The organism is Paenirhizobium selenitireducens ATCC BAA-1503, from assembly GCF_000518785.1.
In the GTDB taxonomy this organism is placed as follows: domain Bacteria; phylum Pseudomonadota; class Alphaproteobacteria; order Rhizobiales; family Rhizobiaceae; genus Allorhizobium; species Allorhizobium selenitireducens.
In genome coordinates this window covers 1-18053 of the sequence record NZ_JAEG01000022.1, presented here as the reverse complement: position 1 = coordinate 18053, position 18053 = coordinate 1, and the positions used below count along the sequence as shown (strand labels likewise).

Annotated in this window: 12 protein-coding genes and 3 pseudogenes; 10 read left to right on the top strand and 5 right to left on the bottom strand. The window is 56.2% G+C overall.

The window, feature by feature from the left end:
- The first annotated feature begins 889 nt into the window (after positions 1-889).
- The 4 genes and pseudogenes from L867_RS0120355 to L867_RS25930 all read left to right on the top strand — a co-directional run bounded on the left by L867_RS0120355 (position 890) and on the right by L867_RS25930 (position 6033).
- Positions 890-1318: a hypothetical protein gene (locus tag L867_RS0120355; RefSeq protein ID WP_146086537.1), complete on the top strand. Its 429-nt coding sequence runs from the start codon at positions 890-892 to the stop codon at positions 1316-1318.
- 498 nt (positions 1319-1816) lie between these two features.
- Positions 1817-3193, top strand: coding sequence for a site-specific DNA-methyltransferase (locus tag L867_RS25940; protein WP_051439134.1), 1377 nt, complete (start codon positions 1817-1819; stop codon positions 3191-3193).
- Positions 3193-4095, top strand: coding sequence for a hypothetical protein (locus L867_RS25935; protein ID WP_051439133.1), 903 nt, complete (start codon positions 3193-3195; stop codon positions 4093-4095). Before L867_RS25940 ends, L867_RS25935 begins: the two co-directional genes overlap by 1 nt.
- Positions 4096-4894: 799 nt before the next feature.
- Positions 4895-6033, top strand: a pseudogene (locus tag L867_RS25930) (RHE_PE00001 family protein).
- A 199-nt stretch (positions 6034-6232) separates the two neighbouring features.
- On the opposite strand, the gene L867_RS0120330 reads toward L867_RS25930, so the two are convergent.
- Positions 6233-8389, bottom strand: coding sequence for a hypothetical protein (locus L867_RS0120330; RefSeq protein WP_028738560.1), 2157 nt, complete (start codon positions 8387-8389; stop codon positions 6233-6235).
- 380 nt (positions 8390-8769) lie between these two features.
- Between L867_RS0120330 and L867_RS0120325 the strand changes: the two genes are divergently transcribed.
- The 3 genes and pseudogenes from L867_RS0120325 to L867_RS25920 all read left to right on the top strand — a co-directional run bounded on the left by L867_RS0120325 (position 8770) and on the right by L867_RS25920 (position 11921).
- On the top strand, positions 8770-9486 hold the full coding sequence (locus tag L867_RS0120325; RefSeq protein ID WP_104367949.1) for a hypothetical protein: 717 nt from the start codon (positions 8770-8772) through the stop codon (positions 9484-9486).
- 31 nt (positions 9487-9517) lie between these two features.
- Positions 9518-10717, top strand: coding sequence for an XRE family transcriptional regulator (locus L867_RS0120320; protein ID WP_028738558.1), 1200 nt, complete (start codon positions 9518-9520; stop codon positions 10715-10717).
- A 105-nt stretch (positions 10718-10822) separates the two neighbouring features.
- Positions 10823-11921 (top strand): annotated as a pseudogene (locus L867_RS25920) (IS3 family transposase).
- A 157-nt stretch (positions 11922-12078) separates the two neighbouring features.
- Here L867_RS25920 and L867_RS0120305 read toward each other — a convergent pair.
- Genes L867_RS0120305 through L867_RS0120290 form a run of 4 tightly spaced genes read right to left on the bottom strand, consistent with a single transcriptional unit; the run spans position 12079 to position 16810 of the window.
- Positions 12079-13428 (bottom strand): efflux RND transporter periplasmic adaptor subunit, encoded by a 1350-nt coding sequence (locus L867_RS0120305; RefSeq protein ID WP_084638667.1) that lies wholly within the window; start codon positions 13426-13428, stop codon positions 12079-12081.
- A gap of 3 nt (positions 13429-13431) precedes the next feature.
- Entirely contained in the window at positions 13432-14913 is a 1482-nt protein-coding gene (locus tag L867_RS0120300; RefSeq protein WP_028738556.1) for a TolC family protein, read from the bottom strand.
- On the bottom strand, positions 14910-16112 hold the full coding sequence (locus L867_RS25915) for an ABC transporter permease (RefSeq protein ID WP_051439132.1): 1203 nt from the start codon (positions 16110-16112) through the stop codon (positions 14910-14912). Before L867_RS25915 ends, L867_RS0120300 begins: the two co-directional genes overlap by 4 nt.
- Positions 16109-16810 (bottom strand): ABC transporter ATP-binding protein, encoded by a 702-nt coding sequence (locus L867_RS0120290; protein ID WP_037174069.1) that lies wholly within the window; start codon positions 16808-16810, stop codon positions 16109-16111. The genes L867_RS25915 and L867_RS0120290 overlap by 4 nt, the downstream gene beginning before the upstream one ends.
- A 156-nt stretch (positions 16811-16966) precedes the next feature.
- Here L867_RS0120290 and L867_RS27535 point away from each other — a divergent pair, with 156 nt between their 5' ends.
- The 3 genes and pseudogenes from L867_RS27535 to L867_RS0120280 form a co-directional block, all read left to right on the top strand.
- Positions 16967-17404, top strand: coding sequence for a hypothetical protein (locus L867_RS27535; protein WP_146086536.1), 438 nt, complete (start codon positions 16967-16969; stop codon positions 17402-17404).
- A gap of 130 nt (positions 17405-17534) precedes the next feature.
- Positions 17535-17725, top strand: a pseudogene (locus tag L867_RS25910) (transposase); the annotation flags it as partial.
- 65 nt (positions 17726-17790) lie between these two features.
- A partial coding sequence (locus tag L867_RS0120280; RefSeq protein WP_028738553.1) for a transposase occupies positions 17791-18053 on the top strand: 263 nt, incomplete at its 3' end.

Sequence of the window (18053 nt, the reverse complement as noted above, 5' to 3'; positions counted from 1 at the left end):
GAGAGGGAACATGCAAGGGGGCTATGGACGAGCGTCGCGTCTCGATCAGGAAATCGGTGCGCTACGATCGAACCGCACCGCCCGGGGGGGGTGCCGGAGTCCACATTGTTTGAGTTTTGCGCCCCTGGCTGGTTCGTCCAGCATGGCGTGATACCGGTATCCGGCTTCGGCTGGCCGGTACCTCGCCGACAGGTTGAGGAAGCAGGCTTTGGCCAAACCAGTCGACCAGATTGTCGATTTCGATCGCGGATCGGCGTGACGTCGACGGCCTTCGCTGGCCCAGCGCCGATTCCGGTTTCAAAACCGTCGGCACCAGTTCTGGGCATCAGGTCGCGAATGATGCCAAAACGATATCCGGCACGATTGGAAAATCAAGGAATCAAGGGTTCTAGAGAGAATTGGCTGTGGAATTATTTCTTTATGTCCGCCCCTGTCGGCGAAAACTGTTCAAATCAACGAAGACCACGAATAAAATGTCTTTTGATTTCAGTAAAGTAGACCATCGCGCAGCCAATCCAATAGTGCAAAACTATCATCCTACGCGGTTCCCCAGCGCGAAAAAGCCCGTGCCGTTGGCGGATAATGCCAGAGTGCGTGCGTGATAGTCGCGACAGGATTGTGGTTCAGTGAATCCGAATTGTCGTTTCGCGGTTCCGAATTGCAGTTATGTGACACAAAATTTTAGTTATGCGGTATCAGGACGCCATTCGTGGGGTCTACTCATTTCATGCTGCCGACGCCTCATAATGCCGGTCAGTCAGGCGTACCGATCTGTTGCTCGGATATCACGGCATACCCCATCACGGTTTTGCGATCGAACGACGCAATATGGACGCAGTCGGACGCAATGGCTTGGACCCATTTAAGAAGTCATCGCGTCGGATAAACCATGTCACAAATGCCTCCATTTCTTCGCGGTTATCGCCAAGCCCTCCGGGATGTGCAACGCGCGGTGTTGTTGCGCGGCCGGACCCGATCCGGCCCGCCGTCGGCGTGGTCCGCGGTGTTGGTCGCGGGGGATTGGATTTCAGTCCCGCTTAGACAGTTACGAGAAACAGGTATCAGATCGCTGGATCCAGAGGTCCGTGAGCTGATATCTACGCCTTCGACCAAACAGTCAGACTTTGACCAGGGCTACCAGGCGGGTTTCGACAAGGCGGTCGAAATCGTGGCCGGCTGGGGCCGTAAAATGAACAACCCCGCTGCCCGCGACGCGATTGGAGAAACAGTTGAGGGCTTGCAGCAAGCGCGGCTTCAAATGATTTCAAACGAAGGTGAGAAAATCAGAACTCTTCGAAAGCGAAAGTTTGCCATCTGATGGTGCAGAGCGGTGAGCTCGGTAAGGGCTCGCGGCTTTTCGGTCGGCAATCGCGCGGGGATTGGTATCGGTAGCGGCTGCTGGGTGGACGATGCAGCGACCCGTGCGGGAGCGACATGCACTCGGCCAGTAGTCGTTCCAATGGTCGACCGCACCGCTAGAACCCCGATTCGAGCGCTATCAATGGAAACGATATTCATTAACGCGAGCTCGGAATGGCGTGTTCGGAGAAAAATATTCTACGAAATGAAGCCTTCAAAACCTCTTCAAGAAAACCGCCGGTTCGAACCCGATTGAAGGCCTTAGAAGTCGGTTTGAAGACATTTTGAAGATCAATTGAAGACGTTCATTGCGCCTTCGAAACTATCGGAAACACTTTTGCTTTCTACGCTGAGCCGCTTGAACAGCGTACCGATACGACGCTAGTTTCGATCGGACGGCGTTCTACAGACCGTTTGTTGATTGCCCAAATCCCGATATCCAACATGGAGAATGCGCATGCATCCGCCAAACGAACAGTCGTGCCCGATCGATATACTTATACCCTATGCGAGCAACGCCCGCAGGCATTCGAGGAAGCAGATTGGCCAGATTGCCGAAAGCATCAAGCGCTTTGGTTTCTGCAATCCTGTGCTGATATCCAAAGACAACACCATCATTGCTGGCCATGGCCGTGTCCAGGCCGCAAAGCAGCTCAGCATGACCGAGGTGCCGGTCCGAATGCTGTCCCATCTCTCGCGTGATGAAGTGCGCGCCTATATTCTTGCCGACAACAAGCTTGCCGAGAATGCCGGCTGGGATCGCGATATACTGGCAATAGAAATGCAAGGTCTCATTGATCTGGATTTCGACATCGAACTGCTCGGCTTCTCCACCACGGAAATCGATTTCACGATCGACGGGGTACAGAGGTCGTCATCGGCAGCTGATGAAGCACTCGACGCTGTCGAGCCGATATCACTTGGACCAGCCGTCTCACGTCTGGGCGATCTTTGGCAGCTTGGACCACATCGTCTCTTGTGCGGGGATGCCCGATCTCACGCGGACGTTGCTCGGCTTTGCGAAGGTGGCACCGCAGCCCTGTTGTTCACGGATCCGCCTTACAATGTTCCGATCGCCGGACATGTCAGTGGGCTTGGCCGGATGAAACACCGGGAGTTCGCGGTCGCTTCAGGCGAGATGGACGAGACTGCCTTTACCGGTTTTCTTCGCGACTCCCTTGGTGCGGCGGCAAACCACCTCACAGATGGCGCAATAGCCTTCGTCTGTATGGATTGGCGCCATATCGGTGAATTGCTCGCTGCCGGCCGGGCGGTGTTCGAGGAACTCAAGAATCTTTGCGTCTGGAACAAGACGAATGGCGGCATTGGATCGTTCTATCGATCCAAGCATGAACTGGTGTTTGTCTTCAAAAAGGGCGGCGCCCCGCACATCAATAACTTCGGCCTCGGCGACACCGGGCGGTATCGCACCAATGTCTGGGACTATCCCGGGATCAGTTCGCTCGGAGCGGCACGAGACGAAGAGCTTGCCATGCATCCGACCGTCAAGCCGGTAGCTTTGATAGCCGATGCCATCCGGGATTGTTCGAGGCGCGGGGATATCGTGCTGGACGTCTTCGGTGGCTCCGGCTCGACGCTGATCGCGGCAGAGCAGTGCGGCCGCGTGGCCCGGCTGATCGAATTGGACCCACTCTACTGCGACACCATCATCCGTCGTTTTGAACGAGCGACGGGCGAGCCTGCACGGCTCGAGGCCAGCGGATCAAAGTTCTCGCAGATCAACGCCGAACGCCTGAGCGGCAAGGACGGCGTCAGTGCCGATGTCAAAGCGACGGCATCGAAGAAACGCAACTCCAGGAAGGGAGCAGACTGATGGCAACGAGACGAAACAAAGGACGCGGACGGGGCACGAGTGACGGCGTCAACGACGGGCGCGAAAAGCTCACCCCATTGCAGAAAGTGCTGTTGAAAGAAGCGGCACGCGAAGTCACCATCGTATCGGACGGCCTATCGCAGAAGGTCCGCATGGACGAGGTGGTTACACGCAAACTGATGCAGATGGCTGCAAAGGGTGGGCAGCATTCGATCAGCAATGCGGTCTATCAAATCAACGCGGCGCAACGGCTTAATCAGCAGAACATTGATGACAAGGTGGCATTTGGACACAAATACAAAGCCTATCAACGCTATCTGCTGGAAACGGCCCTCAAGCACGGCGCCGACGTCAACAGCGTACTCCCGCACCCCGACGATATCGTGGTCGAAGAAGGGATAGGTTACAAAGTCATTGGACCCATCGACGAAACTGAGCTGCAGGCGGTGAGGAAGGACTGCGACAAGCGAGACGCGGCCATTCTGCAAGCCGCCTTGGAGGAGCGGCTGGGGCCGGCTGGTGACGGCGATCAAGATGGTTCGCCGGAGGAGTCATGGAATGCAAGTCCCTTGCTGATGGTGTCAATTTTCAATGACAACTTGCCAATGCGCTTCCAGAAATCCGATATTCAGATCGCCATGGAACTGATGCGATATCACGCCGTCTCCAAGCGCGAACTGTTGAAGCGTGCTCATCGCAAATGGACGTCCCTAGGCCGGCCGAGGCCACGGGGCTGGAGAATGCCGCCGATCCAGACCGTCGTCGCAGCAGTTGAGCGGGTGATGCCCGTTATGATGACCGTCTACCCCGAGGTCGAGAGCGGCAGACTGACCCCTGTTCCCGCAATTGCCGCGAGGCTGCAGACATTGTTGAACCAGCAGGAGGCGGGACTACCCCGCTGAATGTCCACGCATCAAGTCGTCGTCAGCCGAAGCGTATAGCGATTGCGGAGGCTCCATGGGTGCCGGATCACGCCGCTGCGCCAGGATGTTGAGAGTTATCGATGCCAGCAGATTCCTCCGCCGAGAGCTTCCTGGCAGACGGCCTCCACCACGATGAGTTCGTCGCCCGGAACGCATCCGAGAAAGGCGAGCATTTTATCGTTTACCGTCATCGGTCGCCTTAAACCGTTTGCGGACGATTTCCAAAACTGTCGTTGGCACCCGCCCCAGGGCGGTGCGCCGTTGCGAAGAGTACCGGGTTCGCGAGCCAGGAGAGGCATCTGATGCCAGGGATCAGAGACTATTTCGCCTCGGCCGAAGCTGACAGTTCGACGAGAACAACGCCACCGTGCGTGATGAATCGATTGGCATAAGTGTGGACTTCGACGGGGCAGTCGACGGTGGTAGGGACCGAGTATTTGTTGTTGTTGAAACGGGCCGTTCAGGTCTTCGACATCGAGGTGGAAAGCAATGCAAGCCGTCGAACGACCGACACAATGGACGAGACTGCCGCGCTCGGCTTCGGACATCTGCCCGATCGTCTGCGCGGGTCCTCCGGGTAGTCGCTCGCGTCACGGCGGCCGAGATTACGTTGCGGCTATATAGTAAAAATAAGATTATACGATGAAATTTATAAACACTAACATAGTATATAGCAATAGATATGGATTGCTTATCGATGGTTATATCGAAAAATAGCAAACACATCATGTGGCGAACCATAATATTTATATAGAGTTCCTTTAGTAAGTCATTTACCATTATTTCAATGGCTTACGATATCGCGAAAATCAGCATGAGCGCCCTGATGCGGCCGGCATTTGACGCCGCTGTCGCTCTCACGCGTCTGGACGAGCGCATCGCCCGATCATCGGTCGGCTCGGGCTGGATGGAGCGATCCCAATTCACCGATGCCTGCGCCTCACTGTGGATCGACGGCGAACTCGTCCATCTCGAAGACCTCGTCCTCCACGACCACACACGCGATGTTTGCACACCCACCCATGAGCTGACAATCGCCCGCGACGTCCTGCGCACGCGTCGGCGGATCGCCGGCCAATCCCTTGATTGGGCGCTCTCTGCCGACGGCATCCGCTCGCTGCGGAAAACCGCGGAGATCACGACGGCTGACACGGAAGAGGCGCAGACGATCGGCGCCATCCGGCGTGCGGTCACAATCGATCCGGAAGGGGAGGGGGATGACGCCGACGACGTCGAAAATCTTCCCGGCGTCGACTATGCCGCCATCGATGCGGTGCTCGCCCGATCGGAGGCCGCGATCGAGAACGCAACTCGGCCCGGCTGGATCGGCGCGGCGGATAGAGACGCACTGGTCTATGATCTCGACTGGGACGAGGATGCCCGGCTGGAGGAATGGCGCGGCGTCGTGCGGCAGGCGCAAGACTTGCCGGCGGTGTTGCAGGCGATCGTCGCCCTCGACGCCTGGAACGAGCTGTCCGTGCTGCAGCACGCCCCTTGGCTCGGCCGGCTGTTTTGTGCCGCGATCCTGCGCCAGGCGGGCATAACGTCAGGTGCTCATCTCGCTGCCATCAACCTTGGCCTCAAAACCATCCCCGTCGATCGGCGCCGACATCGCGACCGGGAGGTCCGGCTGCTCGCCATTGCCTACGGACTGATTGCGGCCGCCGAGCTCGATCTGAAAGAGCATGACCGGCTGGCGTTGGCGCGCACGATGTTTGTGCGAAAGCTGGAGGGGCGCCGGACGTCGTCAAAACTGCCGGAACTGGTCGATCTGGTGATTGCGAGACCGCTCGTGTCAGCCGGGATGGTGGCGAAAACGTTGGATGTGACGCCGCAGGCGGCGCGGCGGATCGTTTTGGAACTCGGCCTTCGGGAGATGACGGGAGGGGGAGGTTTCGAGCATGGGGTGTTGTCTGAGAATGGAACAAGGGCGACGCCTCCGGCCACAGATACGATGCCCGAAGGGATGTCTAAGACCGACCTTTGCCGGATATGATGGGCGGGGCATAACCTGTGTGTACGGTGAGGGCTGGAGTATTTTGGAGTGTTTGCGCCTGCGGCGCGTTCATCTCTTTCCCCGTACAAATCTAATCAGCTTCGGTCTTTTGGCTCGCCTTCATTCGAAGGCAGTGTAGAAACGCTCGAAGACTGTCGGTTCGGAAAGGATTATACTTTCCGGATTTCCGAGGTGGGTGTACCGAATTACATCGGACGCAGCTAGGATATCATCAAAGAGCGTCTGCCAGCGCGCCTGATCGAATCCACCGGCCTCTTGGCACCGTGAGGCCAGCCTGACCAGCCAGTCCTTGCGGTGCGGGTTGAGGTCCATGTTGGCGGATAATTGCAATTCCTCTGTCTGCTCCGTTGTTATCAGGCCTTTCGCTTTCAGGCCGTAGCATATATCGCTTGCCAGCTGCATCCGGAGTGCTCCGCCGACGATATGGGTCCAGGATACCGAGCGCCCCATACTGTTCATCAGGCCACCATATTCGACCGCTCGCAGCAAAAGCCGTCTAACAAAATGTGCCGCGTCGATACCGCGGATGGGTAGAACGGTGGCAAGCACGGCGGAAGCACCGCAGCTTAGGAAACCATTGGCGACGGAGGCATGGTTGCGGTCATGAGGATGGGTATCGCAGGCGCTGAGGATGACGATGGGCGGCACGCGGATATGATCGCGCAGGGACCATATATCGATCGACTCGCCGCCGATGATGAGGCCACCCGGGACCTTGTCATTGATATGCTGCCCATGGCTGTCCACGATCAGCATTGGGCCGTTATAGGCATTGATCGCACGGACAAATTCCTCGAGCGTCTTGGGCGTGCACCTCGTGCCGCGGATAGCGCGTCCCTTGCTGTCCTCGAGCGTGGCGACTGCTTCGCCGATGATCTCGGCAAGATGGTCGTTTTCATCGAACATGGATAGGAGGAGAAAGTTACGGAAGTTCTCCGGCGTGACTTGTACCGGTAATTGCGGGCGCAATTGCTCCATCAGAATATTGCCCGGTGTCACCGGTATCCGCGATAAATCGGTGTAAATCCCAAGGGGAAGGCCATCTACCGGCAGCCATTCAATCGCCGCGTCAGAAATGATTTTGATACCGGACTTTGATGCCCGGATGATATCCAGATGCTCCCTAGGCACGGCATCAGCAAGAGCCTGCTGAACTGCTCTGAAAACCCGCGCTGTCTTCGTATCCGGAGGATTGTCATAGTTGCGGAGATGGGTAGAGAGCTGTGCGACCACTCCGTCAGTGCGGTTGACTGCCGGCGCAAGCCGTATAGTGGCAGCAAGCGTCGAAGCCGATCGCATGGCTACCGCGAGGGACTGGAGCTTCAACTCGGCGCCGCGGGAACTCATGACCGGGCCGATATTGTCCATATCCTCCTCGTCGGCCTTTACCGTCAGGGTGAAACCTCTTTGCCGCTCCATGGCCCGCAGCACTCTCTGTATGATTTCGGGTGCATTTTGCTGGAGCTGTTCTTCTATCCGTCGGTAAGAGGCGGGCGCAACCAACACGATATCTGGTAGGCGCGGATACACGAGAAATGCAGCGCGGTCAGCGACGGCTTCCTGCAGCTTCAGGACAGCTTCTGTCGATTCGGTGATCCCGCTTACATAGCTTTCATGGCTAGAAGCATTGAGATGTCCTTCCGGATCGGAAGGGGCGTCCTCACCCACGCTCCGAAGCGTTAGCTCGTTCGCTACCGTCACATTATGCCCGTGATAGAAAATGCTCGAAGGCCGGGATTTAAGCGGCGTCCAGTTATCCAGGGCGGCCAGACTTTCATCGATATCGAGGCGACGGTGCAGAGATTTGGCTTGCCGGAGTGCCACCTTGCAAAACTGGCGAATACGCTCGACGGTGATTTCGCCTGGCAAAAGCGCGCCGACACCTTCAACCATACTGACATGCAGCGGTTTGAGCGTGAGGGTTTTTCTCCATTTGGAGACTGCGCGCGCGACAGCCTCGTCCCCCGTGAACACCACCATGAACGGCGCGGCAGGCATGGGCTTGCGTTTCTGGATCAGGGTTTCGACATTGACAGGGCTCCAGATCCAATGCGCCATACCGGCCCGCCGGCGTGCCAACTGGTTGTCGGGCGGCATCGTGAGCTGGACGATATCCCTCGGCAAAAAGGCCGGATGCGCCAACAAATGGGCGAGGGGGATTAGTCCCGGTGCAAATCCTTGGAAAGGGGTGACCTCATACGGCTCCCAGGCTTTCAGGGCATAGATATAGAAGATCTCGGGATGCGGCATAACCATGGGCGGATCGTGGCATTGCGGGGTGGAAGAACATCATTGTTGGAAACCAGACGCTCGAAAGTTGGGACCAGGATGGGCTTTTCGCCCGTCGGGCATATGCGACCTGCCTGACCGGATCCCCCGTCGGCCGCACATTCTCAACGTATGGTTTTAGAATGCAAGAGGCAGAGTAGGGCATCTAGCTAAAGTTCATAGGTTAGCTGCGACCAGATACCCACACTTTGCGCGACACGAAGTCGACCCTCTCGCAAGACTTTGAAGGTCAGGTTTGAGATTGAGATAGGAGGACATGCTTACCGAGTCGAAGATAGGCACCTTGCTCTTTACGCAATTTTTGCGTATATGATTCCTGTATTTTGCAATTCGATGCGGAGCGCACTGTGGAGCATTATATCAAAAGACGGTTCCCGCCGGCCTTGTTCAAGAATCTCTTCCTCGATCTGGAAGACCGGTTGAGCGCTTCCGCACTCAAGGCCTTTACGATGGTACGCGACCACGCAGGCCTCGACCCCAAGCCAAGCCGAGAACTGGAGGGGCATGCCCGCTTTCGCATGATGGAGAAGGCGTTTCGGGAAACCTGTGAACTTCACGGTGGCAAGCTGCTCGAAAACGGCATCATCCCACTAACCGATTTGAAGATCTTCCAGCCTTTCATGCGGTTTGAGGTAAACGGGCAGGGGATCATCTTCGGTCTTGCAGCCATGCCGGAGCCGAAAGCGCTGCCCGTCAAAAACGTGTCGCGCAAGGCTGGCGTAACGCTCAACTACTACCTATCCCCGCGCCTCGACCTTGACGGAACAGGGCCCAAAATCGGCGACATCTTTGTGCTGTTCCTTGTCGCTCGTGACCGTGAGCGGGGCGGAAAGATCAGCGAATTCGCCATCGGTGTGATCGATGCGGCGTACGAGCAATATCTTTTCTACGAGCCGCTCGACAAATACCTTGAAGGTTATGCCGATGAGCCGGTAATCGTTCCGGTGCTGTCGTCTGGTACTGGTGCGAAGAAACCGATCATCAGCTTGAAGAAAACGATCAAACCGTTTGTACCACCAGAGCAGCCTGATGGCGACAATGACAACGACAGAGATACGAAGTGACCCGTGCTGATAAAGCCGGGGAAGGAAATGCATGCGAGTAGGAACCCCGGGGTTCGTCCCTGAAAGATTGATTGAGGCAAGAGCAGCACGAAGAATTCTAAGCAAGAAGGCATTGGCCACCCTGATCAGCGTCAACCCCAGCACCGTCACCCGCTGGGAGGACGGGACCAGCGCCCCTGATGCCGATGCCTTAGCCGAGTTGGCAGCTCACCTTCACGTTCGCAGAGAGTTTTTTCTTAGACCGGTCGCCAACAGCGACCGGCCTCTCTTTTACCGCACCTTGGCATCGACCTTGGTGAAAGATCTGAACTACCAAGAATCCCAGATGCACTGGCTGCAGGAAATCAGCAGTATCGTGGAGCATTATGTGGATTTCCCGGAGGTCGATATTCCGGACGTATTGCAGGGTGCGTCCTATAAGCAGCTTCGCGACGAGGACATCGAGCAGATCGCCTCTGGCCTGCGCACCCATTGGAGCGTTGGTGATGGACCCTGCATTGATATGATGCCGCTGCTCGAGCGCGTCGGATGCATTGTCGGTTCCATTGAGATGGGGACTTCAAAGCTGGATGGCCTCTGCAGCTGGGCTCAAGGAGGCAATCGGCCGCATATTTTGCTGTCCACGGACAAGATGTCGTTCCCGCGTCGGCAGATGGATGCCGCGCACGAACTCGGTCATGCGATCCTGCATCGCCATGTTACCGAAGAAGAGCTGAAGAAGGATCTCAAGGAGATCGAGCGCCAGGCGTTTCGGTTTGCCAGCGCGTTCCTGATGCCGGCAACGACATACTCCTATGAGGTCAAGAGCGCGTCGCTTGCGTCTCTGTTGTCCCTGAAGGAGCGCTGGCGGGTTTCGGTAAAGGCGCAGATCCGGCGCCTACAAGATTTGGATATCATCCCCACAGACCATGCGACATCGCTTTATAAGCTGTATTCGGCCAAGGGATGGAGCCGGGAAGAGCCCTTGGATAAGAACTGGCCCATCTCGGAGCCGACAGTTCTCGCCAACGCCCTGCAGCTGATCGTGGATTCGGCCGTTCGCAGCAAATCCGACTTGTTGAGTGTAGAGTTCACCATGAAAGCTGGCGACATTGAAAACCTCACGGCATTGCCCCCAGGTTGGTTTTCAAAAAATGCTGAAGTCATAGGACTCAAGCTGCGTGAAAGCACTGAGGTTAGTGAAGCTTTCTCCTCAGCGAGGATCTTGGCATTCCGGCCAAAAGGGCAATAGGGACGCGCCTGAGCGACATTTAAAATGACGTGCCCCCGATAAATCGGACCGTTTGAAGCTGGAATTTTCCAATTATGATCCCGTGACCGGGAGAAGGAGAGTTCCATGAAAGCATCGAAGTTTTCGGAGGCGCAGATTGCCTTCGTCTTGAAGCAGGCCGAGGACGGAACAGCTGTTGGCGAGGTATGCCGAAAGGCATGAAGTTCGGAGGCGACGCTCTACAATTGGCGCAAGCGTTACGCTGGCCTGATGCCTTCCGAGGTCAAGAGACTGCGCCAACTTGAGGAGGAAAACGCCAAGCTCAAGCGGCTCGTCGCCGACCTCAGCCTGGACAAGGCCATGCTTCAGGATGTGCTATCAAGAAAGCTCTGAAGCCTGCTCGCCGACGCCGCCTTGTCGATGAGGTGGGAGAGACCTGGAAGGTATCGGTTCGCAAGGCATGTTCGGCCCTGCGGATCGATCGTTCCCACTACACCTACAAGGGCAAGCGCGGAGAGCAGGCACCGCTCAAGAACCGCATCAAGGAGATCTGCGAGACACGTGTCCGCTATGGATATCGGCGTGTCCACGTGCTTCTGCAGCGTGAGGGATGGTCGATCAACATGACGCGAACAAGAAGACTTTACAATGAGTTGGGTCTTCATCTGCGCAACAAGACACCAACGCGCCGGGTCAAGGCCAAACTCAGGCAGGAGCGAACCGAAGCGACCAGAAGCAACTAGGTCTGGGCCATGGACTTCGTTCACGACCAGCTCGCAACGGGCCGGAAACTGCGCATCCTGACGATCGTCGACACCCACTCGCGCTTTGCACCGGCCACCGATCTACGGTTCTCCTATCGCGGTGAGGATGTCGTCCAGACGCTGGAACGCGTCTGCCGCCAGGTCGGCTATCCAAAGGTCATCAGGATCGACAATGGCAGCGAATTCATCTCTCGCGACCTCGACCTTGGGCCGACCAGAAGGATGTCGTTCTCGACTTCTCATGGCCGGGCAAACCGACAGACAACGCCTACATCGAATCATTCAACGGCAAGTTTCGCGCCGAGTGCCTGAACCAGCACTGGTTCCTGACACTTGACGACGCGCGTCAGAAAATGGAGGATTGGCGTAGAGACGACAACGAGGTTCGACCTCATAGCGCCATCGGCAACAAACCGCCGATTTCGCTGATGATTGGCTCAGGCGCATCCGGTCCGCCATGAGCAAATAGCCCGGGAAATCACCCAGCCCGGCGGTCCAAAATGGGGGAGCACCTCAAAACCGCCGAAGCTCTAATCGCTGCCGGATGAAAGTTCAGTGGCAGGTCAAGATGAAGCTAACGCCGAGCAAGGGACTCGAATTGGGGATGTACCCACGGGCTCACTGGGGTAGAAACACCACGTCTCCGGCCAATATACCTCTAGTGATTTCTATTCCCGCAGGAAAAGTTTCTCCGAGTAACACGGGGACGTTCATAGATTTGCCGTTTCGCTGAACCTGAACTAGCGCTCCTGCTCCATCTTTAATTATAGCAGCTGGCGGCAAGATCATTGCTGCACGGTTCGTGTAGGTTTCGATCATCATTCGAGCCGACATGCCAATCCGGACGGCTTGGCGTAGTGCTTCATCGTCAATCGCAAATGAGGCACGCACTGCAAACGAGGCTGCTCGTGTCCCGGTTTTTGATAGGTCTGCTTCAGCGCTGACGCTGACGATATTTCCGCCCAAGGTCTCGCCAGGAAAGGCATCGCTGCTAATCGTTGCGGGTTGACCGACCTTCACTAGATTGACGTCCACTTCATCCACAGTGCCTTCAACGACAAACGTGCTCGTGTCGGCAACGGAAAATAGAGCTGTGCCGCGCGTGATGCTGGCGCCTGGCTCAATGGACGTCTGCCCATTGTTTCCATTTTCAGGTGGTCGCGTCAGGATCCCTGCAACTGCCGTCGCGACCTTAGCTCCAGCCATCTGTTGCTTCAGATCGTTGAGCCTGCTTTGTGCGTTCTCCAACTCCAGCATAACGAGCTGGCGATTTTCGTCATTGCCGCGTACGACCGTGGCTGTGAGATCATCCCTTGCGCCGGCGACAGTGTTACGTTGTGCGTCCCGTTGCTGAATCAAACCATCATATTCATTTCGCGACACGATTCCCTGATCCAATAAAGCTCTCAGCTCCGTTACCTGTCTTTCCAGCGAGTCGAGTTGCATCTCTGCCTCTTCAAGAGAACGTTTAGCCCGCAACACATCCGGACTGTTTTCCCATCGATCCAAGACATCAGCTGCCATCGCTGACTTGATATAGGCAGACCGTGCATCGCGATAACGGCTGGCGATATCGCTGGTATCCATCACCACTAGGACATCGCCAACACTGACGTGGTCTCCGAGCTGCACGCGCTTCTCCCGAATGACACCGTCGAATGGAGCGACGATTGCTATAGATTTGCCGGCTCCAATTGTCCCGAGGATATCGAGCTGTTGCGAAACAGCCTGTGGTCCCATCACGATTGATTGTTCCGTTCTGACTGCATTGGTGGAGCGCGCGGGAATATTGTCGCGAAGTTGCCACAACCACACACCAGTAGTCAGGATAACGATCGCTGTTCCGGCCGCCAGCGCTGACCAGAGTCTTGCCCGCCGAGGCTGACTGGACTGCTCAGACCGCGGCGCGTCTTCACAAGTAGGAGATTCCGTTGCGCCTCGTTGTCGATCACTCGTTGTCTTCGTCATCCGTCAATCCTTCAAGGCTATGCGCCATGTGTCCAGCGTAGTGCCCAATTGAAGGTCAAGCCGGGTCAACGCATTCAAATAGCCTAAGCGGGCCGCGAGAAGCTGGTTCTCGGCCGCACGTAGACTGTCTTCGAGGGAGCGTACCTGGAATGTGGTGGAGCGTCCGGCGTTCAGCTTCACCTTTTCAATATCGATGGCACGGGTGGCGAGGTCGTGTGACCGTTCCGCGACGGCGAGCTGCTTCCATAACAATGTGATTTCAGACGCACTCCCCCGTATTTGCGTTTCAATACCGGCGCGAATTTCCGCCAACTGTATTTCGGAGCCGCGAAGTGTGGTGTCGGCCTGGACCAACTGCTGTTGTCGGGAAAGATCATTGAGTGGAAAGGAAAAGCGCACGCCGCCCATTACATCAGCCACATTCTGGTTCTGAGCTCCGGTCACGAACTCGCCGCCGAATCTGCCTCGTGCAAACAGGGAGATGTCCCAAAGCTGTTCGTTCTCAGCCACGACGATTCCGAGGCTGTTCTGTTCGATGGTATAGAGCTGCCCCTGAAAATCCTGCCTCTGGGTGAGAGCGACGGAAATCAGCCGGTCAATGTTGGTGTCGATCTTCTTGAGAGAAAGTGATTCAATCGCAACGATCTCCGTGCCGAGATCGAGACCGAGCAGATTAAGAAGCGCAAGCCGCGTTGTTCCAATCTGCTGGTTTGCCTGAAGAACCCGGAGTCTTTGGCTCTCAAGATCGGCCTCTGTTTGTACCGCGTCCATCGTGGCCATCCGGCCTGATGAGATGAGCGCGCGATTGATCCTCAGCAACTCCTCTCCCCGACTCACCGCGTCTTCGGCCAGCTTCAATTCCTCTTGGGCGAGAAACAAGTCGCGATGGGCGAAGATGATGCTGCCGATGGTTTCTGAGATAGTTGCCCTGAGCCGCAAGCGGTTGATCTTCTCGCCCAGCCGCGCTTGCTGGACCGGAACCATGTTCACCTCAACTCCAGCACCGCGCAATAGAGGTTGCTCCACGGTGACTTCAACTGCCGAAGTCACCGTGCGGTTGTCATCCCCAAGTGAAGCAGAGTTGCTCCATGCGAAATCGAACGTTGCCCCGGACTTCGTCAGCATCGAGACGCCGGGAGAAACGTCGATCGTTGTGCTGGCGCCACCACCTATCCGCTGGCGCGCAACCTCTCCGGAGGCGAAAAAATGCGGGGTGAAGCGGTCCTCTGCCACTCGCAGATCGAACTTCTGGGTAACGCGGTCGATATATGCGCTCTTGATACTACGATTGTCCCGCAGTCCCATGAATACGCAATCGGCAAGTGTCAGCCTTGTGCCGCTTAAGAATGTGCGCTTCGTGGCCGGCCGCTCTGATGTTTCCATCACATATTCCGGGCGAGGGGTTGGAATCGGTATCTTTGTTTCCGCAAAAGCCTGTGTTGAAATCGCCAGAAGGCCAGCCAGAACAAAGGGGAACAGCTTCATCCCTCGCTCCTCAAGGCTGCGACAGGATCCAAACTTGCCGCGCGTGCCGCCGGATAGATTCCGAAGAATAGGCCTACGATCAGAGCCATGCCCGCGCCTAGAGGGAGTGCCAGCGGCGCCGCCTCGAACTGCCAATCCGAACCGCTGGCCAAAGCCCTGCCGGCCAGATAACCGATCGCGGTGCCAATCATGCTGCCGACGACCGACAGGGTGAGGGTCTCGGACAGGAACATGAGCCGAATATCCCGGCGCCTTGCTCCGAGTGCGAGCAGCAGCCCAATCTCCTGTCGTCGCTCCATGACGCTCATCAGCATTACATTCATGATACCGACACCGCCAACCACTAACGATACGGCGCCAATGCCGAGGATCAACGTTGCATATATCTGCATCTGTTGCTCAATATTGGCGATAACTTGCCTTGCTGTAGCGACCTGCATAAAACCGTTCGCGATGCGGGGTTGGAAATACCCGGCGACGGCCTTAGCTGTCTGCTCATCGTTTGCGCCAGGTGAGAGGCGACCGGAGACCTGGGAGATCGTCACGGGCCACGTCAAGCGGCGAGCCGCCGCAAAAGGGATGACAACGGAGCGATCGAATTCGATGTTGAGGAGGGAGTTCGACGGCGTGTCCTGAAGGATACCTATGACCGCGAATAGCTGGTCACCCAAACTGATCCGTTCGCCGATCTGAATCGGTGCACCATCAATTGCCTGGATATTCGCGGCGACTCCGGCGCCGAGGACTGCAAAAGGTCCCGAGCTATCAAAATCCGAGGTAAAACGCCCACGGTCGAGCTTTGCCTTGCCGAGCGCATAGATACCATCAGTGGCAGCGATAATATTCGCCTGAACATCGGAACGTCTTGCGCGGATGTTTCCACCAGCCTGTGTAATCGCCGACACATCGGATATACCAATCTTCTGCATAGGCAGAGCAAGAACGTCATCAATATCAACCTCCGCCACGGTGTTCCCTGACGATTGTGGCTGCATCAATACAAGATCAGTTCCCAGAGCCTCAAATTGGCGCAACGCTTCTCGTCTGGCGTTGTGTCCTACGTGCAACATTGCGATCACTGCGGCTGTTCCAATGGCGATGCCCGTTAGCGCCAGCAGCCCACGACCGCTTGCGATACGGGTATCCCCGATGGTTTCGAGGATAATCTCGATCGCGATGCTGCCAGTCCTTCGTCTCATGCTGACACTACGCGTTTCGGCACAGAAGAATCGTCATCAACTATCTGGCCGTCACGCATCACAACCCGGCGTGGGCAGCGCGCAGCAATTGTTGGATCATGCGTCACTATGATGACCGTCAGGCCGTGCTCGACATTCAGCTTTAGGAACAGAGAGAAAACTTCGTCTGCCGTACGACTGTCGAGATTGCCTGTCGGCTCATCTGCCAGCAGCAACGCGGGATCGCCTACCAGCGCGCGCGCAATAGCCACACGCTGGCGTTGCCCGCCGGAAAGCTCTTCAGGGCGATGTGTCATCCGATCGGCAAGGCCGACCTTATGCAAAGCTGTGATCGCCATGTTCCTCCGTTCGACTTTGCTGACCCCACGATAGAGGAGGGGGAGGGCAACGTTTTCGAGCGCAGTATATCGCGTCAGTAGATGGAACGACTGAAACACGAAGCCGATAACCCGGTTACGCAACTCCGCAGTCTGATCAACTGTCAGATGTTCGACCGCTGTTCCCCCGATTTCGATGTTTCCATCTGTAGGGCGATCGAGCAGCCCGATCAGGTTCATCAGGGTCGTTTTACCGGAGCCTGACGGCCCGGTCAGTGCGCAGAAACCGCCAGAATCAACGGAAAGGGACACGTTCTGCAGGACCGGCACGGTTCTACGACCTTTTCCACAGTTCTTCGAAACATCGCGTACACTGAGCATCTTGTCCAGGTTCTTATCACGGGGATCGTCGGGTTCGCACAAAGCGTGCGCGCATTTACGCTTTCATTTCAATTCGCACGTGTCTAAACTGCCAGTTGTTGACCAGCAAGAGTCTTTTGACTGAACGCTGTCTATTGTCCAATATGGAGAGTTTACATGAAGAAATTTAATGCTCTAGCGCTTGCATCAGTTTTTGTGACTGCACTGATGGCGACCACGCTTGAAGCCCGCGCGGATGCATACGTGCTACCTGTAACAGCGCCTTACATCTCGTTGACAAATACAGTTTATACGAAGTCTTGGGGGACGTTGGGGTTACCCACGTCGGGTCACCTCATTGTCAGCGGAAGCTTCAATATTAAATATACGACCCCGACCTACGGCACTTTGCAGGTTCGGGTATGCCAAGATCTTCCGACAACGGACAAATGCACGCCTTGGGCTACTTCTGTGACAGGAAATCTATCCCTATTTGTCGGGAATGACGCTAGCTATCCATTTTATATGCAATCGAAAGCGGTATACTCGACCAACAGATCGACCAATGCCAACGCCGGCGGACAGAATTCGATGCTCAGCGTAAACTACGACTGATAGATTTCATCTCAGATCAAAGGCGCCAACCTTTTCGCAAAGGTTGGCGTTTCTGTTTAAAAAAACTGACCTGAGCCCCAGAATTTCCTCCAGAATTTGGTAGAGTCCGTCACATCAAGGAGACGGACGAATGAAGCGTTCACGGTTCACGGAAGAACAGATCATCGGGATATTGAAGGAGCAGGGTGAGCCTTGGCGAACGGCGCGAAGACAGTCGATGTCTGCCGCAAGCACGGCATCTCGGATGCAACCTTCTACAAATACAAGGCGAAGTATGGCGGCATGGACGTGTCGGATGCCCGCAAGCTGAAGGCGTTGGAGGTGACCTTGCCCCGCTGAACTAATCCATTTTGAAGTAAGCTCTGGCCTATTGAGAGGACCAGAGAATGAAGCGCAACCGTTTCACAGACGAACAGATTATCGGGATACTGAAGGAGCACGAGGCAGGCACGCCGGTCTCGGAGCTTTGCCGCAAGCACGGCGTCAGCGATGCCAGCATCTATAAATGGAAGGCCAAATTCGGCGGCATGGACGTATCCGAAGCCAAGAGGTTGAAGACACTTGAGGACGAGAACGCGAAGCTGAAGCGGCTTCTGGCTGACGCGATGCTCGACAATGCGGCTTTGAAGGACCTGTTGGGAAAGAAGTG